This window comes from Hymenobacter glaciei (genome assembly GCF_039539585.1).
In the GTDB taxonomy this organism is placed as follows: Bacteria; Bacteroidota; Bacteroidia; order Cytophagales; family Hymenobacteraceae; genus Hymenobacter; species Hymenobacter glaciei.
This window is the reverse complement of sequence record NZ_BAABDK010000029.1, coordinates 299,828-321,494: the sequence shown is the minus strand read 5'-3', so window position 1 is coordinate 321,494 and position 21,667 is coordinate 299,828. Positions and strand designations below refer to the sequence as shown.

Annotated in this window: 16 protein-coding genes; 14 read left to right on the top strand and 2 right to left on the bottom strand. The window is 61.6% G+C overall.

The features are described from left to right. Positions 1-451: 451 nt before the first annotated feature. The 11 genes from ABD837_RS19145 (at position 452) to ABD837_RS19095 (ending at position 13,194) form a co-directional block, all read left to right on the top strand. Positions 452-829, top strand: coding sequence for a response regulator transcription factor (locus ABD837_RS19145; RefSeq protein ID WP_345057712.1), 378 nt, complete (start codon positions 452-454; stop codon positions 827-829). After that, positions 826-2,025, top strand: a complete 1,200-nt coding sequence (locus ABD837_RS19140) for a sugar transferase (protein ID WP_345057710.1) — start codon at positions 826-828, stop codon at positions 2,023-2,025. Before ABD837_RS19145 ends, ABD837_RS19140 begins: the two co-directional genes overlap by 4 nt. Further along, on the top strand, positions 2,022-2,771 hold the full coding sequence (locus ABD837_RS19135; protein WP_345057708.1) for a TolC family protein: 750 nt from the start codon (positions 2,022-2,024) through the stop codon (positions 2,769-2,771). Before ABD837_RS19140 ends, ABD837_RS19135 begins: the two co-directional genes overlap by 4 nt. Next, positions 2,768-4,888 (top strand): GumC family protein, encoded by a 2,121-nt coding sequence (locus ABD837_RS19130; protein WP_345057705.1) that lies wholly within the window; start codon positions 2,768-2,770, stop codon positions 4,886-4,888. The genes ABD837_RS19135 and ABD837_RS19130 overlap by 4 nt, the downstream gene beginning before the upstream one ends. Before the next feature lie 43 nt (positions 4,889-4,931). Then, positions 4,932-6,380 carry an O-antigen ligase family protein gene (locus tag ABD837_RS19125; protein ID WP_345057702.1) on the top strand — a complete coding sequence of 483 codons (1,449 nt, stop codon included), beginning with the start codon at positions 4,932-4,934 and terminating at the stop codon, positions 6,378-6,380. After that, on the top strand, positions 6,373-7,338 hold the full coding sequence (locus tag ABD837_RS19120) for a glycosyltransferase family 2 protein (RefSeq protein WP_345057699.1): 966 nt from the start codon (positions 6,373-6,375) through the stop codon (positions 7,336-7,338). Before ABD837_RS19125 ends, ABD837_RS19120 begins: the two co-directional genes overlap by 8 nt. A gap of 26 nt (positions 7,339-7,364) precedes the next feature. After that, complete coding sequence (locus tag ABD837_RS19115) at positions 7,365-8,564, top strand: glycosyltransferase family 2 protein (protein WP_345057697.1); 1,200 nt, start codon at positions 7,365-7,367, stop codon at positions 8,562-8,564. A gap of 191 nt (positions 8,565-8,755) precedes the next feature. Next, positions 8,756-9,982, top strand: coding sequence for a glycosyltransferase (locus ABD837_RS19110; protein WP_345057694.1), 1,227 nt, complete (start codon positions 8,756-8,758; stop codon positions 9,980-9,982). A 19-nt stretch (positions 9,983-10,001) separates the two neighbouring features. After that, positions 10,002-11,198, top strand: coding sequence for a glycosyltransferase family 4 protein (locus tag ABD837_RS19105; RefSeq protein ID WP_345057692.1), 1,197 nt, complete (start codon positions 10,002-10,004; stop codon positions 11,196-11,198). 78 nt (positions 11,199-11,276) lie between these two features. Next, complete coding sequence (locus ABD837_RS19100; RefSeq protein WP_345057689.1) at positions 11,277-11,909, top strand: acyltransferase; 633 nt, start codon at positions 11,277-11,279, stop codon at positions 11,907-11,909. Positions 11,910-12,021: 112 nt separating this feature from the next. Continuing rightward, positions 12,022-13,194, top strand: coding sequence for a glycosyltransferase family 2 protein (locus tag ABD837_RS19095; RefSeq protein ID WP_345057686.1), 1,173 nt, complete (start codon positions 12,022-12,024; stop codon positions 13,192-13,194). Positions 13,195-13,329: 135 nt separating this feature from the next. Here ABD837_RS19095 and ABD837_RS19090 read toward each other — a convergent pair whose 3' ends face one another. Continuing rightward, positions 13,330-14,718 carry a glycoside hydrolase family 2 TIM barrel-domain containing protein gene (locus ABD837_RS19090; protein WP_345057683.1) on the bottom strand — a complete coding sequence of 463 codons (1,389 nt, stop codon included), beginning with the start codon at positions 14,716-14,718 and terminating at the stop codon, positions 13,330-13,332. Positions 14,719-14,999: 281 nt separating this feature from the next. On the opposite strand from ABD837_RS19090, the gene ABD837_RS19085 reads away from it, so the two are divergent. The 3 genes from ABD837_RS19085 (at position 15,000) to ABD837_RS19075 (ending at position 19,927) form a co-directional block, all read left to right on the top strand. Then, positions 15,000-17,495: a glycosyltransferase family 2 protein gene (locus ABD837_RS19085; protein WP_345057681.1), complete on the top strand. Its 2,496-nt coding sequence runs from the start codon at positions 15,000-15,002 to the stop codon at positions 17,493-17,495. Positions 17,496-17,572: 77 nt separating this feature from the next. Next, positions 17,573-18,949, top strand: a complete 1,377-nt coding sequence (locus ABD837_RS19080) for a lipopolysaccharide biosynthesis protein (protein WP_345057678.1) — start codon at positions 17,573-17,575, stop codon at positions 18,947-18,949. Positions 18,950-19,051: 102 nt separating this feature from the next. Continuing rightward, complete coding sequence (locus ABD837_RS19075; protein WP_345057676.1) at positions 19,052-19,927, top strand: beta-1,6-N-acetylglucosaminyltransferase; 876 nt, start codon at positions 19,052-19,054, stop codon at positions 19,925-19,927. 71 nt (positions 19,928-19,998) lie between these two features. On the opposite strand, the gene ABD837_RS19070 is transcribed toward ABD837_RS19075, so the two are convergent. Continuing rightward, the gene (locus tag ABD837_RS19070) at positions 19,999-21,465 is read right to left on the bottom strand and encodes an Ig-like domain-containing protein (RefSeq protein WP_345057673.1); all 1,467 of its coding nucleotides are present in this window, start codon (positions 21,463-21,465) and stop codon (positions 19,999-20,001) included. Positions 21,466-21,667 lie beyond the last annotated feature (202 nt).

Sequence of the window (21,667 nt, the reverse complement as noted above, 5' to 3'; positions counted from 1 at the left end):
CAACGGGGCCCTGCGCCCGCTGCCAACCCTTCTGGTTGGGGCTAAACCCGGGCCGGGTTTTCCCGGTTTGTTGCATTGCGTGGGCCACCGACAGCGGCAACTGGCAGCCAACACAGCCGGGTTTGGATAGCCCCAGGCCTAACCTCAACAAGTTGAATTATATCAAGCCACAGAAATAAACTACCGTGCTAGTCAAAATGAGTTGCGGCAAGTAGAAACTTTTTTCTGCTGGCCACGATATAAGACACCTTCACCAAACCTAAAGGGAATATCGAATTACATGATTTTGTGCGCACGCGTACATCATCTTGCAAGTCAACGTTTTGAGCTGATAATTCTACCGCTATTGTTTCGCTTCCAGGTATTTTAACTTTTCCATTTTCTAAACTCTTAATGTGCCTTCGCCTTCCCATCGGAACGCTGCGCAGCACAAAGAGCATATACCTTATATATGAAAAAATCATTACTTATAGTTGACGATGAGCCTTCTATTTGCCTGATTCTGGAACACTATTTTGGGGCCGACTACCATGTTGAGGTGAAAGGCAATGGCCTGGAAGCCATGCAATGGCTGGAGCAGGGCAACAGCCCCGACGCCATTGTGGCCGACTACGACATGCCTTTGATGGACGGGCCCGATTTCATTCGTCAGATTCGGGCCAGCAGCCGGTACCGCGACGTGGGCATGATTATCCTGTCGGGCAAGGACAGCACCAGCGATAAGATTAAGTGCCTGCGCCTGGGGGCCGACGACTACATGGTGAAGCCCTTCAACCCCGAAGAGCTGAGCCTACGCATCCAGAACATCCTCAACCGCATTCGGGTATGAGCCTGGAATCCCTACCCCACGCCCGCATTCCGGTGCTGCTGCTGGCACCGGAGGAAGCAGACAGCCAACGCATCCAGCGCGAATTTGCCGAAGAGCTGGAGGTAACGGTGGCCACCACCGCAGAGCAGGCCCTGGCTATCTGTGCGCAGCCATCTGCTACTTTCACCGCCATCCTGAATGCCGCTGACCCAGCTTCGGGCATGGGGCTGCGCTTGGTGCGCATGCTGAAGGATGAGCAGCAGTTGGCACAACCCATTTTCTGGCTCACAAAAAAATCGGTGCCCCAGGCCCTGCGCAAGGTGCTGCTGGAGCGCCCGGGCAGCGAGGTATTTGCGGCCAGCGGCGAACAGGAACGCCTGCTCACGCGGCTGCACTTTCTGGCGCAGCCCAAGCCGTTGCCCGTGGATGTGAACAGCCCTTATGCCCTGCGCATGCCCGTGAGCAAGCGCCTGCTGGACGTGGTGTGCGCCGCGGGGGCGTTGGTGGTGCTCTCGCCGCTAATGCTGGTGCTGGCGGCGCTCATCAAGCTTGAATCGCGCGGACCGGTGTTCTATTACTCGTACCGGGTGGGCGCGGGCTACCGCATTTTCAAGTTCTGGAAGCTGCGCTCGATGCGCTCGGATGCCGACAAGCTGCTGGACTCGATGAAAAGCCTGAACCAGTACCAGGCCGGCAGTGGCGCGCCGGGAAGTATAGCTGCGGCCCCCAGCCAGTTGTGCGCCACCTGCACCGCCAACGGCACGCAGTGCCAGCAGCAGCTTGTGAACGAAAAAGGGCAGCTGATATGCGAGCAGCAGTACCGCACCCAGAAAAAAGCCAGTCAGGCACCTGCTTTCATCAAAATTGCCAACGACCCCCGCGTGACCAAGCTGGGCCGCTTCCTGCGCAACACCAGCATCGACGAACTGCCGCAGTTGTTCAACGTGCTGCGGGGCGACATGTCGCTGGTGGGCAACCGCCCGCTGCCGCTCTACGAAGCCGAACAGCTGCTCACCGATGGCTATTCCAAGCGCTTTATTGCGCCGGCGGGCATTACGGGGCTGTGGCAGGTGAGCCGGCGCGGCAAGGGGGGCGACATGTCGGAAGAGGAGCGCAAGGCCCTCGACATTGAGTACGCCCGCGACTTCTCGATGAAGAAAGACCTCGAAATCATCCTCAAGACCTTTCCCGCCTTGTTTCAGAAAGAGAATGTATGAGTAGAACGGTCCTTTTTGGCTTGATGCTGGCGCTGCATTCTTCCCTGGCCCTGGGCCAGGCCCAGCCCGCTTCTGCCGACGCTTGGCAAAGCGTTTTTTTTAATTCACCTGCCACCGCCTTGCCCCTGCTTACGGCGGCGGCCGTCAAGCATTCGGCCGACTTGCAGGCGCTGGAAATTGACAAGTCGCTCGGCGAGCAAAACCTGCTGCTGGCCCGCAAAGCCATTCTCAACAGCGTGGGCGTGGGAGCCGGCTACACCTACGGCAACCAAACCAGCATTGGCGTGAACAACCCGCAGGACCCCAACCAGTTTGGCACCTTCAGCGCGGGCCGCTACTCGGTGGGGGTTAATTTCTCGCTGCCGGTGGGCCAGGTGGTTAGCCGCGGCCACCTCATCAAAAAGGAAGAGCTAAGCATTCAGCGCAGCGAAGCCGTGCGGCGGGAGCGGGAAAACCTGCTGCGCCAGCAGCTCATTCCGCTGTACCAAAACGTGCTGCTGGCCCGCAAGGTGCTCACGCTGCAGCAGGAAGCCTACGTGAACACGCTCACCGGCCACCAGTTGGCCGAGAAGCAGTTCCGGCAGGGCCAGCTGAGCCTGCAGGAGTTCTCGGCTACCGGTAGTCAGCTTACCTCTGTGTCGGTGGCGCAGGAAACCGCCCGCACGCAGTACGACACGGCCTTTCTGCTGCTCGAAGAAGTGGTAGGCGCCAAAATACCGACCTTAATGACGCCCCCTGCCCCGTGAGTGTACCTGAATTATTCCGGCTGCTGGCCCGCAAATGGGCCCTGTTGCTGCTGGTGCCACTGGTGCTTGGTGCCTCGACGTGGTTTTTCGCCCGCGAGCTGCCCACCGCGTACAGCTCGGACACGACCATTTACACGGGCATTGCCTCGGGCTATTCACTCGCGGGCAATGCCTCGGCCGACTACAACGCCACCAACAACGCGTTCGATAACCTCACCAACCTGATTACGGCCCGCTCGACCAAGCAGGAGGTGCTGTGCCGCCTGCTGGCCCAGGACCTGTGGGACACCCGCCAGCACCCCGAATACCTGCCCCTGAGCCGATACGAGGACCTGCGTGAGGGCCTGCCCGCCACCCAGCGCCAGCAGCTAACGGCCTCCACCCTCGAAGCAACCCAGGAAGCGGTACGCACAATGGCCGAGGCGGACAATTCCAACGCTGTGCGCAAGCTGCTCGACGCCAAAAATGCCACATACTCCCTAAATGCCCTCAAAAAGCTTACGGCCACCCACCTGGGCTTCAGCGACCTGATAAAGGTGGAGTTTGAGAGCCACGACCCGGAGTTGTGCCAGAACACGCTTTCGCTGGTGACGCAGGTATTTCTGTCGCAGTCGAAAAACCTGCGCGAAAGCCAGACGACGTCGGTGATTGCCTATTACGAGACGGAGCTGAAGCGGGCCAAGGAGCGGCTGGACAAGGCCGAATCTGAAAATCTGGCCTTCAACCGCGCCAACAACATCATCAACTACGACGCACAGTCGCAGAACGTGGCCACGGAAAAAGAAGCCCTGGCCACCCAGCTGACGGAAACCAACCAGCAGTATGCCGGAGCCATGGCCGCGTTGCGCGCAGTGAACGGCAAGCTTGGCAGCCAGCAGTCCGCCATTCTCAGCAGCCGCGAAGTGGTGGAGCAGCGCCGCAAGCTGAGCCAGGTGAATGCCAGTCTGGCCGACCAGCAGCTCTTTGGGCAGCAGAACGCCGAAGGCACCGCCAAGGCGCGGCAGCTGCAGGCCGAGGCTGATGCCGCAGCACAGGCCATTCAGAACAACGTCAATACCTACTATGCCCAGAGCAACACCCCGGGCGGCATCCCCAACAAGGACCTGCTGGGCGAATGGGTGCAGAACATGGTGCTGGTGGAGTCGAACAAGGCCAAGCTGGCGGTGATGGACCGGCGCCGTGATGAGTTTGAGCGGGAGTACCAGCGCATGGCACCCTTAGGGGCCTCGCTCAAGCGCATTGCCCGCGAAATTGACCTCGCCGAGAAAAACTACCTCGCCGTGCTGGCCAACCTGAACGCGAGCAAAGCCACGCAACAGAACACCCAGCTTACCGCCAACCTCAAAATAGTAGACCAACCCAACCTGCCCGCGCAGCCCAAAAGCAACCCGCTGCTGCTGCTGCTGCTGCTGAGCACCATTGGTGGGCTGGTGCTGACGGCGGGCACGGTGGCGGGGCTGGGCTTGCTGGACCGCACCCTGCAAACGCCGGAGAAGGCCAGCCGGCAAACCGGCTTACCGGTAGCAGGGCTCCTGCTGGCAAACCACGCCGCCCCCACGGCCCGACAGCAGGAACTGCAGCAGCGTAGCCTGGAGCAACTGGCCCGCTACCTCCTGCTCAAATCGAACACCACCACGGCCCCCGGGCCGTTTCTGGTGGGCATAGGCAGCGTGCAGGGGCAGGAAGGCAAAACCACGCTGTGCCAAGCCCTGGCCACCTGTTGCCACACCATGGGCATGTCGGTGATGGCGCTATATCCGGCCGGTACCGATGGCCTTGCCACCGGCGAAGTACCCACGTTGTATTACCCGGCCGAAACGGCGGCGGTGCAGGCCTGGCCGCTGGAGCAGCTGCTGGTGCACGCCACGCCCCGGCAACCGGCCGGGCAGCCTTTACCAAAGGTGGTCTTAGTCGAGTTTCCGGCTCTGCGTGAAGGGGCTCTGCCAGTGGGCCTGCTGCGGCAACTGGGTCAGGTGTTTCTGACCGTGTCTGCCACGCGGGCCTGGCGCCCCGCCGACCGGCAGGCCGTGGACCAGTTGCGGGCTGCTACGCCGGCCCCCATCGAAATGGTGCTTACCGGCGTGACCGAAGCCCATGCCCAAGAAGCCATTAGCTAAGTTACCTGCCTGCTGGTGACCCGACGTGCCAGTGCTTGCCTATATGAAACCCGCGCCGCCTTTTTCCTACTCGCTCCTGAACTCGCGCTGGCTGCTGCCGGGCGCGGTGGCGGCAGCAGTGGCGCTGGGGTGGCTGGCCGGCACGCAGGGAACCACGGTGCCTACGGTGCTGGTGCTGGGCCCACCGCTGCTTTTTTTCGTGGTGCTGGTGTTCTACTACCCGCGGGCGGGCTATATCGCGGCCCTGGCGTACGGTTTTGCACTTAACTACCTGGCCCGCCATTTTGTGGACTTGCCGGTAGGGCTGGCCATGGAAGCCATTCTGCTGCTTACCTGGCTGGCAGTGGTATTTCATCAAACGGAGCGGCCCGACTGGACCCGTCTGCGCAACGACTTGTGCCGGCTGACAGTGCTCTGGTTTGTGCTCAACCTGCTGGAAGTGGCCAACCCGGCCGGGGCCAGCGTGCTGGGCTGGTTTTACGACATCCGCGGCAACGCGTTGCTGTGGCTGCTTGCCGTGCCACTCTGCTATCTGGTGTTCAGCCGAAAGCGGGACCTGAACCTGTTTCTGTACCTGATTATTGGCTTTTCCGTGCTTGGCACGTTGTACGGCTTCAAGCAGAAGGTGCTGGGCGTGGACGACATGGAGCAGTACTGGCTCGACTCGGGCGCGGCCCGTACCCACCTCATCTGGGGGCAACTGCGGGTGTTTTCCTTTTACAGCGAAGCGGCGCAGTTTGGGTCGTCTCAGGCTCACATTGCGTTGGTTTGCGGCATTCTGTCGCTGGGGCCGTTTTCCTGGCGCAAGCGCATTCTGCTGGTCGCCATTGCCTTACTGTTACTCTACGGTATGCTGATTTCGGGTACCCGCGGCGCATTCTTCGTGCTGGCAACTGGCACCTTCGTGTATCTGGCCCTGAGCAAGCGTGTGCTGGTACTGGTGCTCGGGCTAGCGCTTGCCGCCGGAGCCTTTGGTGTGCTGAAGTACACGCACATTGGCGACAGCAACGGCAGCGTGTACCGCATGCGCTCGGCCCTAGACCCCAGCGACCCCTCGCTGCAGGTGCGCCTGCAAAACCAGGCCACCCTGCGCGAATACCTCGCCACCCGGCCCCTGGGCGGCGGTCTGGGCGTGATGGGCCACTGGGGCGAGCTCTACAACTCCGACAAGTTCTTATCAACCATCGCGCCCGACAGCTACTTCGTGAAGGTGTGGGGGCAATATGGCATCGTGGGCTTCCTGATTTGGTTCGGCATCATGCTCTATATCCTGGGCAAGTGCGCGGGCATTGTGTGGCGCATTCGCGACCCGGCGTTGCGCCAAAAACTGCTGGCCCTCACGGCCGGCTTCGCGGGCATCCTGATGTGCAGCTACGGCAACGAGATTATGAACCAGATGCCTTCGAGTATCATCCTCTATACCTCCTGGGTTCTGGTGTTTACGGGGCCATCGCTCGACACGCCCGCGTTAGCCTCCATCGACCATGTCTAAGCCGCTGGTTTCCATTATTTCCATCAACTACAACCAGGCCCGGGTTACCTGCGCCATGCTGGCTTCGCTGCGCCAGCTCACCTACTCCAACTACGAGGTGATAGTGGTGGACAATGCCTCGCCGACCGAAGACCCCGCTCCCATTGCCGAACAGTTCCCGGAGGTGCAGCTCATTCGCTCGAAGGAAAACCTGGGCTTTGCCGGCGGCAACAACCTCGGCATCTTGGCCGCGCGCGGCGAGTATTGCTTGTTTCTGAACAACGACACCGAGGTAGTGCCGCACCTGCTCGAGCCCCTGGTGGCGGTGCTGGAGCGCAATGAGCGCGTGGGTGTGGTATCACCGAAGCTGATTTTCTACGGCACCAACAACCTGATTCAGTACGCGGGCTGCGACGATGGCATCAACCCCTGGACTGGTCGGAGCGAGACGGCCGGCTACCTCGAGCCCGACCACGGCCAGCACGACAACTCCCGCCCCACTGCCCTCATCCACGGCGCGGCCATGATGGTACCCACGGCCGTTATCCGCCAGGCCGGCCTGATGCCGGCGCTGTACTTCCTCTACTACGAAGAGCTGGATTGGTGCGAGATGATTAAGCGTCAGGGCTACCAGGCTTATTACGAAGCTGGCGCAACCGTTTACCACAAGGAGTCGGTATCGGTGGGCCAGGGCTCGGTCTTGCGCACCTACTACATGAACCGCAACCGCCTGCTTTTTATTCGGCGCAACTCCCGGGGCTGGCGCCTGTGGAGCGGCAGTTTGTTTTTCCTGCTGGTGGCCGTGCCCAAACACAGCCTGCGCCACGCCCTGCGGGGCGAGTGGGGCCACCTGGGGGCGTTGTGGCGGGGCCTGGGCTGGCATTTGCAGGGCCACAACGTTCATCAGAACGAGTTTCTGCCTGCCACTCCCGCGGCCCCCATAGCTGCTATCAGCCCCGCCCCTACCGCTTCCATTTAAGCTACCGGGCTTCACTTCTCGCGACTATGCTGCTTTCGTTGGCAACCCTTATTTTTTCCCTGCTCGACGGCTTTTTGCTGTTCAATGTGCTGTACCTGCTGGTGTTTGCCGTGGCCGGCCATCGACGCGCGCCCCAGCCGCTGCCAGCTGCTACGGGGCAGCCGCGCCGCATGTGCGTGCTGATGCCCGCCTACCGGGCCGACGCCGTGATTCGGGAAACCGCGCCGGTGGCCGTGGCCCACCAGTACGCCGGCTCGGCCGACGTGCACGTGGTGGCCGACGGGTTGGCGCCGGCTACGGTGCAGGCGCTGCGGCAGGATGGCGCCGGCGTGATTGAGGTGGGCTTTGCCAAAAGCACCAAGGGCAAAGCCCTGCTCGCAGCGCTGACCGAGCTGCCCCGCGGCGCCTACGACGTGGCTGTGATTCTGGACGTGGACAACGAAATGGCGCCGGGCTTTCTGGCGCAGGTCAACGACGCCTTTGCCGTGGGCTACCGCGTGGTGCAGAGCCACCGCACGGCCAAGAACCTGGACTCGCCCTTTGCCGTGCTCGACGCTTGCAACGAGGAAATCAACAACCACATTTTCCGATTGGGCCACGCCCGGCTGGGCATGTCGTCGGCCCTCATCGGCTCGGGCATGGCCTTCGAGTACGACTACCTGCACCAGCTGCTGCAGGACATCGGCGACACGCCCGGCGAAGACAAGGAAGTGGACTTCCGGGTGCTGCGTGATGGCGTTAAAATAGCTTACCTGGCCGACGCGCTGGTCTACGATGAGAAAATCCCGAACGCCAGCGTATTTGCCAACCAGCGCACCCGCTGGCTGGCCACGCAACTGGAGTTCCTGGTGAAGTACTTCGGGGAGGGCCTGCGCCAGCTGGGTCGGGGCAACTTCGAGTTTTTCGACAAAATTCTGCAGTCGTTGCTGCTGCCCCGGGTGCTGCTGCTGGGTACGCTGACGCTGCTGCTGGGGCTGTCGTTGCTCTTGCCCGTGGAGCCGGGTCCGGGATTTTGGCTGGCGCTGCTGCTGGGCACGGGCGCGGCGCTGCTGCTGGCCTTGCCCGCCCGCCTCTACACCCGGCAGGTGGGCCGCGCCGTACTGCACCTGCCGCTTGCTTTGGGTGCTATGGTACTGGCGTTGCTGCAGCTCAAGAAAGCCAAAAGCTCGTTTATGCCCACTCCGCACGCCCCCGCCGCGCCGGCTCCCGGTCATCGTCCCTCCTGAGTTGTCAGTTGCTAGTTATCCGTTGTTAGCTTATTCTGATAAAATAGCCTGACAACTACCAACTAATTCACTCCTGAACGAATACTTGCCTTATGCCCTGGGAAATCATCTTTATACCTGCCCTTATCAGCCTGATTATCGGGGTGCGCCGGGGCCTGCGGGCCTCGGCCCGGAAGTAGCTCCTGCCCGCTATGAAAGACGGTAACATCATCATGCTCTGCCAGCAAGGCTGGGACCTCGGCATTGCGAGCAATGCCAAGAACCTGGCAAAGGAGCTGGCCAAGGACAACCGGGTGCTGTACGTGAACCTGCCGCTGGATGTGAACACCGTGCTCCGGGGCAGAAAAGAGCCCGCCGTTCAAACCCGGCTGCGGGTGCTCCTGGGGCAGAAGGAAAGCCTGGTGCAGGCAGAACCGAATCTGTGGGTGCTCACGCCCCGCATGCTGAGCATTTCCATAAACAGGCTGCAGCCGGGCCGCGCTTTCGATACGCTGAACGGCTGGAACAGCCGGCTGCTGGCCCGAAGCATCCGGCAGGCTACAGATGCGCTACGTTTTAAAGACGCCATGCTGCTGCAGGACGGCATCATCTTCCAGGGGTTGGACCTGCCACGCTTGCTCCAGCTGAGCCGCTCGGTTTACTACCTGCGCGACTACACCCTAGGCGTGCCCTACTTCCAGCGGCACGGCCCGCGGGCGGAAACCCAGCTGATGCAGCAGGCCGACCTGGTGGCAACCAACTCAGCTTACCTGGCCGACTACGCCCGGCAGCACACGACGCGTGCCCACGACATCGGCCAGGGCTGCGTGCTGACGATGTATGATGCTGATGCCGACTACTCGTGCCCCGCCGGCCTAGCCCCGGTAAAGCAGCCCCGCATCGTGTACACCGGCTTTCTAACGGCCCTCCGCCTCGACATCGAGCTGCTACTGACCATTGCCCGGCAGCGCCCGCAGTGGAATCTGGTATTAATTGGGCCTGAAGACGAGGAGTTCAAGGGCAGCGAGCTACACCAGCTGCCCAACGTGCATTTTCTGGGGGGTAAGCGGCCCGAAGAGCTGGCTGCCTACCTCCGTCACTCCAACATATGCATCAATCCACAAGTGGTAAACGACGCCACCGTGGGGAATTACCCCCTGAAGATTGACGAATACCTGGCCATGGGCAAGCCGGTGGTGGCAACGCACACTCGTACCATGGACCTGTTTGCTGACCACGTATACCTGGCCAAAGGCCAAGCGCAATGGCTTGAATTGCTGGATGAGGCCCTGATGCATGCGGGCCCCAGCACCGCCGACGCCCGTATTGCCTTTGCGCGCAGCCACACCTGGGCCGCCAGTGTGCAAACCCTCTATCAAGCACTGGATTCCCTACCGACCGCGAGCAGCGTGCCTGTTGTGGGCTCCCAAACAGCTTGAATTATAATACCCGTGTTGTATGCCTGAACCTGTTACACCTTTCAAAGCAAGCCCTGCCGCGGCCCCACCCACGCGGCGGCTGCGCATTGGCATTGAAGCCCAGCGGCTGTTTCGGCCGCACAAGCACGGCATGGACATCGTGGCGTTGGAGCTGATTCGCAACCTGCAACAGCTCGACCACGACAACGAGTACTTCATCTTCGTGAAGCCCGACTCCGACCACGGCGTGCTGCAGGCAACCGCTAACTTTCACATTGTGGAAGTACCCGGCGGCCCTTACCCGCTTTGGGAGCAGGTGCTGCTGCCGCGGGCCGCTCGCAAGGCCCAGGTGGACTTGCTGCATTGCACCAGCAACACCGCCCCGCTACGCCCGGGCATGCCCCTGGTACTCACCCTGCACGACATCATCTATCTAGAGCCGCTGGATTTGCGCCGTGGCAGCTGGTACCAGCGGGCCGGCAACCTCTACCGCCGCTGGAACGTGCCCCGCGTGGTGCCTCACTGCGAGCGGGTGCTCACCGTGTCGGCCTTCGAGCAGGCCCGCATCGAGCAGCGCCTGCCGGGTACCAAGGGGCGGGTAGAAGTGGTGTACAACAGCGCCGGGGAGCAGTTCCAGCGTATATCCGACCCGGCGGCCCTGGCGGCGGCGAAAGCCCGCTACAAGCTTCCCGACCGGTTTATCTTCTTCCTGGCCAACACCGACCCCAAGAAAAACCTGCGGGGCGTGCTGCAGGCGCTGGCAATACTCAAAAAGCAGGGCCAGCTGCAGTGTAAGCTGGTGATGCTCGACTACCCAGAAAGTGCGTTGCTGGCCGTGCTCAATGAGTTGCAGGCGCCCGACCTTAGGGCCGATATTCAGCTCTGCGGTTACGTGCCAAATAAGGAGTTGCCGCTGCTGTACAACCTGGCCGAAATCTTCTTGTACCCTTCGTTGCGCGAAAGCTTCGGCATTCCCATTCTCGAAGCCATGGGCTGCGGCACGCCGGTTATCACCAGCAACACGTCCTCCATGCCGGAAGTGGCCGGCGACGCCGCCTTGTTGGTAGCCCCCTTTAAACCCGAAACCATTGCCGCAGCCATTCTGCAGCTGCAGAACAGCCCCGCTGAACGCGCCCGCCTCGCGCAGCTGGGCCTGGAGCGCGTGCAGCGGTTTTCGTGGCGCGAAACGGCCCGTCAGGTGCTTCGTGTGTACGAGGAGGTGAGTGCCCGGCATTAGCCTGCAGTTGTTCATTAGCGTATTGTTTTTCCTGGTAGAGCAGGCCTTGTGCTGCCTGCTGCCAGCTTTTCCCCTGCCATGTCCATTGCCGAAAAAATCAAGAGCAACCCCCGGCTGAAGCAGCTGGCGCTGTGGCTGGTGCTGGTGCCCCGCGAGGCGCGGCCGCGGCTGTGGGTGCGTTGGCTGGTGAACCCCTTCGTGCACCAGCGGGGCCGCAGGGCACTGGTCCGCTGGCGCACGCGGCTCGACGTGGTGCCCTTCCAGCCTTTCGTGCTCGGGGCTGATTCTGTTATCGAAGACTTTGCGACCATCAACAACGGCATGGGTGGGGTGTACATCGGGGAGCGCACACTGGTGGGAATCAGCAACGTGCTGATTGGGCCGCTGCGCATCGGCAACGACGTTATCATAGCCCAAAATGTGGTGTTCTCGGGCCTCAACCACGGCTACCTCGATGTGCAGCGGCCTATCAAGGACCAGCCCTGTAGCACGGCCGAAATCGTGGTGGAAGACGAGGTGTGGATAGGCGCCAACTGCGTTATCACAGCCGGCGTCCGCATCGGTAAGCACGCCGTGTTGGCGGGCGGCAGCGTCGTTACCAAAGATGTAGCGGCCTATTCCATCGTGGGCGGCAACCCGGCCCGCTGCCTCAAGCAATACAACGCGAATACCGGGCAGTGGGAAAAATATGTAGCACCCTCAGCTACCTGAGTTTCTCAGCCTCTCTTAAAGCCGGCTTCTGTTCCCTCTATTCCTTCAGCCGGCTTGGCTGGGGAGCCTATCCAAAATTTATACCTGCCCGGCCTGCTGCTTGGCCCCACCCATGCTCGACACGTTACTCTTTCTATTCTGGCTGTTTCTGGCCATCGTTTTTTACACCTACGTTGGGTATGGACTTATTGTGTGGCTGTGGGCCAAGGCGGTTCGAGGCAAAGCCCGGCCGTTGGCCACAGCTTTTGAGCCTGAAGTAACCCTGGTAGTACCGGCCTATAACGAGGCCGACATCCTGGACGAAAAGGTGCGCAACTGCCAGTCCCTAAACTACCCGGCCGGCAAGCTCAAGCTCCTTTTCATCACCGACGGTTCCAATGACCATTCGGGGGAGGTGCTGGCGGCCTACCCCGGCGTGCAGCACTTGCACGAGCCGGCTCGGGCCGGCAAGTCGATGGCCGAAAACCGCGCCATTGGCTACGTGAAGACGCCCTACGTCATTTTCACCGACTGCAACACGTTGCTAAATCCCGAAGCCGTTCGCCTGATGGTGCGCCACTATCAGGACCCGAAAGTAGGCGCTGTGTCGGGCGAAAAGCGGGTGCTGCACGACGGCAGCACCTCGGGCGCCGGCGAGGGCTTGTACTGGAAGTATGAGTCGATGCTGAAGCGCTGCGACTCCGACATCTACAGCCTGATGGGGGTGGCCGGTGAGTTGGTTTCATTCCGCACCAGCCTGTTCGCGCCCCTGGAGGCCGACACGGTGCTCGACGACTTCGTGCAGTCCATGCGCATCGTCGACGCCGGGTACCGCGTGGTGTACGAGCCCGCGGCCTACGCCATGGAGCCGCCTTCCTTTTCACTCGCGGAAGAGATGAAGCGCAAGGTGCGCATTTGCGCCGGAGGCTGGCAGGCCATGGGCCGGCTGCTGCCCTTGCTCAACCCGCTGCGCCAGCCGGTGGTGTCGTTTCTGTACATCTCGCACCGGGTACTGCGCTGGAGCCTGACCCCGGCCCTGCTGCTGCTATTGTTGCCACTCAATGCCGTGCTGGCTTATACCTACGGTGGCATTTATACCCTGCTGCTGGTGCTGCAAGTCCTTTTTTACGGGGCAGCGGCCCTGGGCTGGCAGCTGGCCAGCCGGGGCCAGCCAGCGGGCAAGCTGCTGGTGCCGCTTTATTTCACGATGATGAACGTGGCCGTATTTCAGGGAGCCTTGCGGCACTGGCGCAAGGCGCAACCCGCCGCCTGGGACAAAGCGCAGCGGGCCGTACCCACGGCGTAGCTGCCGGCAACAGCCCGGATAGAGCAGTTCTCACGTTCGTGTACGCAGACCCCACCCCCGGCCCCTCCCCGGTGGGGAGGGGCCGGGGGTGGGGCAAAACGGCTGCCGAAGCCGTACACCAACCGGAGAACCGCCCTAGAATCGGCGGTACGTAGGCATGTGGATGCCCAGGTCGGGGTGGTCGGGCCGGCCCACGAAGAACGGAAAGCTGTTGTTTGAAACGCTGCCTTTGCCATCGTACACGTTCACCAGCAGCCGATAGGCGCCGCGGACGGTGGGCGTGTGCACCACGGCATTCACTCCCTGGCTCGCGCGAATGGCTTCTGGAATGGCTTCGGGGGCGGTGCGGTTTTGCGGCAGGGTGTGAAACTCGTCCACGTCGCGGGTTACTTTCCATTCCACCCGCAGCGAGTCGCCGTTGGGGTCGGAGGCCGTAATGGAAGCGGGGTAATCTGTTCCCGGGGCCAGGGCCACGTCGTTCACATCCTGCTTGCCTGCCAGGCTGATGGGCCCCACCTGCGGGGCCTCGTTGGCGGGCTTGCGGTTGGTCCACAGTTGCTCAATCATGTCGACCATGGGGGTTTTTTCGCCGGTGGGCGCAAACATGCTCAGCCACATGTCGGTCTGCTCGAAGCGGTTGCCCCAGTACAGCACGTAGGAGCCCAGGCAGTGCGAGCGGCGGCCAGCGATGGTAGTGGTATAGCCCCGTTGCAAAAAGGCGGCCTTGGCCGTGCCGCTCTGGTCCAGGGGCGCATCCCAGCTGGTGAGCGGGGTTTCCCACCAGCCCCGTCCGCCAAACTCGCCGATGATATAAGGCCCCTTCCAACCGGCATCGGCAATGCGCTGGGGCTGCTCGGCCAGCTTGGTGAACACGTTGATGGTTAGCACGTCGATATCCGTGCACAGGTGCGCGATGGAGGGGATGGAGTAGGTGCCGTCGGTGATGGTCGTCGTAACCGGGTGGTTGGGGTCGAGCTTGTGAATCATCTTGGCCGTCTCGTTTACAATCTGGTACACCTTGAAGTCGCCGTTGTGGTTATCGAGCTCGTTGCCCAGGTTCCACATCAGCAGGGCCGGGTGGTTCTTGAAGCGCTGCACTTGGCGATAGACTTCCTCCTGCTGCTCGGCCACGGCTTTAGGGTCGTAGTAGTCGAACTTCTCGTAGGGCGGCTTCATCCAGAGGCCAAACATGACGGTAAGGCCGCTCTGCTGCGCGCGGTCCATCAGCACGTCGGCATACGTGGCAGTGTAGATGCGAACGGAGTTGCCCCCTTTTTCCTTAATCAGATTGAGGCGCTGCACACCGGCAGCCCCTTTGATGAAGTACGGCTTGCCGCCACGCTGCAGCTCGTAGTCCGCTCCGGTGCGCAGCACGCGTACCGGTACCACTCCGCTGGCTGACTGCAGGGGCAGCACATTTACGACCAGCTCCGCTGGGGTTGGGCGGCAATTGCTGCAAAGGAACGAGCCGAACACACAACAAATCAGCAGGGTTGCCTGCCGGAAGGAGGAGTATAATTTCACTGCAATAGCAAAGGGCCAAGGCTCCACCGCAGAAACTACGGCAGCGCTTATTTAAGAAATGAAAAAAGGGCTCCGGGTGGTGTTTAAATAGCGCTTTAAATAAAACCAACGGGCCGCGCGGCATTAGTTGGCCGCTTTACGTACAGAGCGAAGTTTTGGCGGTTCAACGATTCTGATTAGGGTTTATTAGTTATTCAATACATTGATTATTAAGCATGAAGCAAAAGTTTTACCAAGCAAACAAGGATAGCGGGGCAGCAACGATACTCTCCACCACTGAGGTGAAGGCTTCGCGAAGCGTGCAGCCGCCGGAGACCATCGGCGTAAGGGTCCAATTTCAGGACGCAAAGGGCACCAAGCAGATGCGGGTGCTCGTGGTGATTGGGTTGATTCTGCTGGCGCAGTTCTTCTGGTGGTTCGCCGATTCCGACCACATGGGCTACGCGCCGCTGTACTGGGCCTTGACGTTTTCGCTGTGCTACAAAATGCTGCGCATGCTGCACGAGTGGTACCACTACGTGCACGTGCAGGAGCCCATCCTGCCGGCAGTGCCGCCCACGGCCCCCCCGCGCAAGGTGGACATGCTCACCACGGCCTGCCCCGGCGAGCCCCACGCCATGATTATTGCCACGCTGGAAAGCCTGGTGGCCGTGCGCTACCCCCACACCACCTACCTCTGCGACGAGGGCAACAACCCGGAGTTGAAGGCGGTGTGCGAGCGGCTGGGTGTGGTGCACGTGACGCGTACCGTGAAAAAGAATGCCAAGGCCGGCAACATCAACAACGCCCTACAGCAGGCCACTGGCGAGTTCTGCGTGGTGCTTGACCCCGACCACCAGGTGACCCCCGACTTCCTCGACCAGGTGATGCCCTACTTCGAGGACGACACCGTGGGCTACGTGCAAGTGGTGCAGGCCTATGGCAACCAAAAGGAAAGCTTTGTAGCCCTGGGCGCCGCCGAGCAAACCTACCACTTCTACGGCCCGCTGATGATGGGCATGAACAGCTACAACACCGTCCAGTCCATCGGCGCCAACTGCACCTTTCGCCGGAAGGCTTTGGATGGCATTGGCGGCCACGCCCCGGGCCTGACCGAAGACATGCACACGGCCATGCTGCTGCACGCGGCCGGCTGGAAATCCATCTACGCGCCCGTGGTGGTGAGCCGCGGGCTGGTGCCGTCCTCGCTCGGGGCCTTCTACATGCAGCAGCTCAAATGGGCCCGCGGCACCTTCGACCTGCTGACCCACGTGTACCCGCGGCTGTTCCGCAACTTCACCTGGCGGCAGAAGCTGCACTACTTTACCCTGCCGCTCTACTTCTTCTCCGGTGTGGTGGCCCTGATTGACATTGTGGTGCCCGTGGCCTCGCTGCTGCTGCTCGAGTTTCCGTGGCACCTGTCGTTGCCGGAGTTTGCCGTGCACATGCTGCCCGTGACCACGGTGGGCCTGCTGATTCGGTACAACGCCCAGCAGTGGCTGCGCGAGCAGCACGAACCGGGGTTGCACCTGGCCGGGGGCTTCCTGCGCATCGCCACCTGGTGGGTGTATACGTTGGGTTTGATTTACACCTTCTTCAACGTGAAGGTGCCCTACATTCCGACCCCCAAAGAAGGCCATGTAAAAAATGAGTGGCCGCTTAGCTCCCTCAACCTGCTGTTGGCCGTGGTTTGCATCGGGGCCGCGACTTATAGCATGCAGGTGCCCGGCATCCGGGGCCCTTACACGAAATTGATGGCCACGCTGGCCCTTATGAACGCCGCCATTCTGCTGGTGGCGGTGGTGATGGCCCAGCACAAGCTGCTCAACCAGCTGCGGCAGTTCCTGTGGACCACTCCCCCCCTGTTTTCCTTCAAGAAATGGGTCGACAACCGCCTTGTAGCCGGGGGTGGGCTCATCACCGGCCAGTTGCGCAGAGGCTCGGTGGCTTTTGCTATGGGCCTGGCCATCCTTCACACCCTGGCCACGGCCGGCTTCGTGCTGGTGCAGTGGCGCGAGCAGGTGGGCATTTCCGATGACTACATCTGGGCCCACACCGGCTCCGGCGGGCTGCGCACCGGGGTGGTTGCCAGCGGCAACCCGCTCCCGCTGCCGATAGCACCAGCGGCAGCCAGCGTCGGCTCCGGGCTCATCGTTTGGGGAAAGTCGCCGAAGGCCAGCAGCCAGGTGGTAAGCCTGGAAATTGCCTCGGGTGCCACGGCCCGGTTGCCCGTGGCGGCAATTGAAGAAATAAACCAGCGCGGCGACATTCCGATGCTGACCTGGCACGCAACCGAAGGCAGCACCGGCAACCCCTCGTTTCAGCGGCAGGTAATTCGCCTCCTGAAGCACGAAAACCAGCTTCTGCTGCGCCCCATTATTCAGGCGCCCAATGCCCACGCCTATCGTGCGGCCTGGCAGGCCCTCGTGAAAGGCTACCGCGCCACCGGCGATACCACAGCCGTGTGGGTGTGGACGTCGCCCCGCCCCGACTCCATTGCCAGCTACTTCCCGGGGTCGGCCAATGTGACGTGGGTGGCCAGCGACTGCGGCGCCAATTCCTCGGGGGATGCCTGCTACATCCCCTTCCGGGAACAGGTGGCTGCGCAAATTGAAATGCAGAGCAAGCCCATTCTGCTGTTTGTGCCCCAGGCGCAGTCGGCTGCTTCGGCGCAATGGGCGCGGCACTATGGCAGCCGCTACCCCGAGGTAAAAGCCGTGGTGTTTGCGGCCGGGCAAGCGCAGGCGGCAAACGCAGGCAGCAGGCAGGCCCGCATTCCGGCACCACCCTCTCCGTAGAGCCGAGCCTCTCTATTTTTTACTCGTTCCGGTGCCCGCCGTGGCAGCTAGCATGGCGGCCCAGCGGCCCAAGCTCAATGAAAAGCGCTTTCGTACTTAAAATTCGGTCCTCCCTCGCCAACCCGCAGGTGCTTTCCCTGGCCGGCAACCTCACGGTGTCGGTCATGAGCATCGCGTCGGTGTCGCTGCTGTTTCGGGCGCTGTCCGTGCGCGATACGGGCGTGTGGATACTGTTTATATCCGCCGTTAACCTGGCCGACTCTTTTCGGGCCGGCTTTCTGACCACGGCTTTTATCCGGGGCCGCTCGGGGGCCCTGCCTGCCCGGGCCGCCGAGGTCACGGGTTCGGCCTGGTTTATTGCGCTGGCCATCACCGCCGTACTGGCCCTGCTGAACCTTGGGGCGTGGCTGGTGCTCGGGCCCGGTGCCGAGGGAGCCACCGGCCTGCTGCTGCACTGGTTTGGGCTGGTGCTGGTGGCCACGCTGCCACAATTTATGGCGGCGGCCATGATGCAGGCCGACATGCGCTTCGACCGCATTCTCTACATCCGCCTGCTGTCGCAGGGCTTGTTTGTGGTTGGCATTGTCGGGCTGATGCTCAGCGGCACGCTTACCCTCGAGAAAGTGGTGTACAGCTACGTGGGCGCGGCAGCCGTTACCAGCCTGCTAATGCTGGTGCTGGGCTGGGCCGACCTAAGCAGCTTGCGGCAGCGCAGCCGCGCCTGCGTAGCCGAGCTGGCGCACTTCGGCAAGTACAGCGTGGGCAGCTACGTGGGCTCTAATCTGTTGCGCAGCTCCGACACGTTTATCATCAGCTACCTGCTGGGGCCGGCCATGCTGGCGGTGTACAACCTGGCCGGGCGCTTCATGGAAATCATCGAAATCCCGCTGCGCAGCTTTGTGGCCACGGCCATGCCGGCCATGTCGGCGGCCTTCAACCAGGGCGATACCCCGGAGGTAGCGCGCCTGCTGCGCAAAAACGCGGGCATGCTCACCTGGGCGTTTGTGCCGCTCATTGTGGGCACCATTGTGCTGGCCGATATTCCCATCTACCTCATTGGAGGCGCCAAGTACGAGGGCTCCCAGGCTGCCAACCTGCTGCGCATTGGCATGGTGCTGGCCCTGCTTTTCCCCATCGACCGGTTTGTGGGCGTAACGCTGGATGTGGTGAACCAGCCCCGCCTGAACATGGTGAAGGTGTTCCTGATGCTGGCCGTGAACGTGGTGGGCGACGTAACAGCGCTGCTGCTGTTTGGCAACATCTACGGCGTGGCAGTGGCCAGCTTGCCGACCGGTATTGTCGGCTTTGTGTTTGGTTATGTTCACCTCAAAAAGCACCTGCCGCTTTCCCTCCGGGCCATTATGACCACCGGCTTTCGCGAATTCAAGCTGCTGGCGGGTCGCTTTATGGCCAAACAAAGCCCCAGCATCAACACCAACCAGAACTTACACTAAGCACTTGGCTAATGGCGCATTGGGCCGGCGACAATGCGGTTTTAACTTTTTGAGATACCCACCGGCTGCCGGCTACCTCTTACTCTTTTTTCACCCTTCATAATGAGACTCGCGCACCTGATTTTGGCCCACAAGAACAGCAGCCAGGTAGAGCGCCTGATTCAGGCGCTTGCGCACGAACATTTCGACTTCTACATCCACCTCGATGCCAAAGCCGATTTCCGCGAGTTTGCGCATTTGGCCGCCTTGCCCCGGGTTCGGTTTATCCGGCAGCGGCACCTGGTGCGCTGGGGCTCCTACAGCATTGTGGAAGCCACGGTGCAAGGCGTGCGCGAAATACTGGCGAGCGGCATCGCCTACGATTTCATTAATCTGCTAAGCGGGCAGGACTACCCCATCAAGCCGGCCGACAGCATCTACCGCTTCTTTGCCCAACACATAGGTCGCTCCTTTTTTGCCTACGAAGCCCAGGGCTCCGAGTGGTGGCAGCACGCCATCAAGCGCGTGGAGGAGTACCACACGGTTTACTATGAATTCCGGTTTCAGTACGTGCTGCAGGGCTTGCTCAACAAGCTGCTGCCCAAGCGCCGGTTTCCCCTGCCTTATGCCCTCTACGGAGGCACTTACGGTACCTGGTGGACCATGAGCCGGGAATGCGCCGAGTACCTGGTGGCATTTCTCGACCAGAACCCCCAGGTCCGGCGTTTCAGCCGCCTCACCTGGGGCGCCGATGAATTCCTCATCACCACGGTCCTGCTGAACTCGCCACTGAAGGACACCATCGTCAACGACAGCTACCGCTACATCGACTGGTCGGGCGGCGGCGCCAACCCCAAACTGCTGACCGTGGCCGATGCGCCCGCCCTACGCCAGAGCGACCGGCTGTTCGCCCGAAAGTTCGACACCGACAAAGACGCCGAAATTCTCACCATCATCGACCAGTCGATGCTTACGCCCGAAAGCCAGGTCCCCGCTTGAGACTCTGCGAATAGCAGGAAGTTTTGAGTTGCCTGTGGCGGCCAGCGTTGTGGCACGGCCACAAACGCGGCTTACCGCTGCACCACCACGCGCAGCACCTGGGTCGGCTGGTTGCTGTGCAGGCGGAGCAGGTACACTCCATCGGCCAGGTCGCGTCCGTCCACTGGTAGTTCAACGGGCAAACCAGCGGTGAGGAAGCCCTCAAAGACCTGGCGTACGAAGCGCCCTTGCAGGTCAAATAACTCCAGCCGGGCCGGGCCCGACAGCGTCGGCTCCACCCTCACGTGCAGTTGGCCGTTGCTGGGGTTGGGCAGGGCGGCGAGCTGGGCCACCGGGACCGTGGCTGAGCTTGTCGCGGTGGCCAGCCCCACGGCAATTGATACGGTGCCGGTGGCAAAGCGTACCGGCGTGCAGGGTTCGAGCCCGCCGTATTCTACGACGTAGCCAGCCGTGGTGCTGCCGTCGTTGCATTCGGAAGCGTCGTTCCAAAGGCCCGAGGCGCCGAAAAAAACCGTGTAATCTTCGCCGTTGGGCCGGGTCGAGCTTAACGAATTGTTGGGCTCGCCGGGGCTCCAGTTGCTGTAGAGGACCGCGGTGCCGTTCACGGCGCCCTGCCAGAAAAGCTGCCCGGCTTCAGGCCCTGTTTTCCAGCGCCATTCTCCTTCCACCGCGTCGTCGCTGCCACCCAGCCAGTACTGGCCCGTTTGGCGGTTTGTCAGCAGGGCCATTTCGGCTGGCGAGGTGGGAGTGGCCAAGTAGCCGGCCAGGCCCATATAGGAACGAGCCGCAGCGGCAGTACGAGCCGCGCTCCAGCAGATGCCCGGCGCGCTCACGAATTCATAGTAGTGCCCCGAGGCTTCGGAAGTCTGCACAGCCCCAGCTGGCTCCACCTGGTAAGTAAAGGTCGCCGTTCCACTGAAACCTGGTTGGGGCGTGTAAGTATAGGAGCCACTGCCGATGGCCTGCAGGGTGCCGGCGCTGGGCGTTCCCACGCTGGCTACTTGCAAAGGCTGGCCTTGCGGGTCGGTGTCGTTGGCCAAAAGCTGAGCAGCGGTGAACGTCAGGGAGCTGCCGGCGCTGGTAGTCAGCTGGTCGGGGCCAGCCTGGGGCTGGTTGGCCACGGGGTTGCAGGGCTGGGCAGTCACGCGCACTGTCACAGACGTGCTGGCCTGCAGATTCTGGGGGTCGCGGGCAGTGAAGGTAATGACGTAGGTACCTGCCGCGGCGGCCGTAGGCGTCCAGGAAAAGGTGGTTTGCACGGGGTTGCCGCTCGCGGGAGTTGCGGGACTCACAGCCGCTCCGGCGGGCAAGCCTTGTGCCTGCAGCGTGAGTACTTCGCTGGCATTTGTATCAACAGCACGCACGCTGAACGCGAGAAACTGGCCCTGCGAAATGCTGTACACCTGCCCGTTGGCGGGCGTGGGCGGGTATATAAATACTGGTGCTGCTTGTGCCAGAGCCCGGTGCGGCACTGTCAGTGCCAAGCCGAACAGGAATAGCAAAAGCTTCGTCTGCGTTGGGTGACGACGTATTTTCATAAACTAATAGAAGTGAGAAATGCCAGCCGAATACGGAAATTCACTCTAGTCCGGCTAATTTTGTAACCCGGCATTTTTCCTTCGGAAGCAGGAAAAACCCACTTATTAGAGCCCGGCACGGCACCCACCCTTGCCATTCGGCCCCACTACAAGCCCCCTGCCCGACCAGCTTCAAAGGTACCTATTTCGGGGTGGGCGGGCA

Bases quoted from the DNA above. Each gene is read 5' to 3' on its own strand.
- ABD837_RS19145 (WP_345057712.1), top strand. From the start codon at position 452: ATGAAAAAATCATTACTTATAGTTGACGATGAGCCTTCTATTTGCCTG.
- ABD837_RS19140 (WP_345057710.1), top strand. From the start codon at position 826: ATGAGCCTGGAATCCCTACCCCACGCCCGCATTCCGGTGCTGCTGCTG.
- ABD837_RS19135 (WP_345057708.1), top strand. From the start codon at position 2,022: ATGAGTAGAACGGTCCTTTTTGGCTTGATGCTGGCGCTGCATTCTTCC.
- ABD837_RS19125 (WP_345057702.1), top strand. From the start codon at position 4,932: ATGAAACCCGCGCCGCCTTTTTCCTACTCGCTCCTGAACTCGCGCTGG.
- ABD837_RS19120 (WP_345057699.1), top strand. From the start codon at position 6,373: ATGTCTAAGCCGCTGGTTTCCATTATTTCCATCAACTACAACCAGGCC.
- ABD837_RS19115 (WP_345057697.1), top strand. From the start codon at position 7,365: ATGCTGCTTTCGTTGGCAACCCTTATTTTTTCCCTGCTCGACGGCTTT.
- ABD837_RS19110 (WP_345057694.1), top strand. From the start codon at position 8,756: ATGAAAGACGGTAACATCATCATGCTCTGCCAGCAAGGCTGGGACCTC.
- ABD837_RS19105 (WP_345057692.1), top strand. From the start codon at position 10,002: ATGCCTGAACCTGTTACACCTTTCAAAGCAAGCCCTGCCGCGGCCCCA.
- ABD837_RS19100 (WP_345057689.1), top strand. From the start codon at position 11,277: ATGTCCATTGCCGAAAAAATCAAGAGCAACCCCCGGCTGAAGCAGCTG.
- ABD837_RS19095 (WP_345057686.1), top strand. From the start codon at position 12,022: ATGCTCGACACGTTACTCTTTCTATTCTGGCTGTTTCTGGCCATCGTT.
- ABD837_RS19080 (WP_345057678.1), top strand. From the start codon at position 17,573: ATGAAAAGCGCTTTCGTACTTAAAATTCGGTCCTCCCTCGCCAACCCG.
- ABD837_RS19075 (WP_345057676.1), top strand. From the start codon at position 19,052: ATGAGACTCGCGCACCTGATTTTGGCCCACAAGAACAGCAGCCAGGTA.
- ABD837_RS19070 (WP_345057673.1), bottom strand. From the start codon at position 21,465: ATGAAAATACGTCGTCACCCAACGCAGACGAAGCTTTTGCTATTCCTG.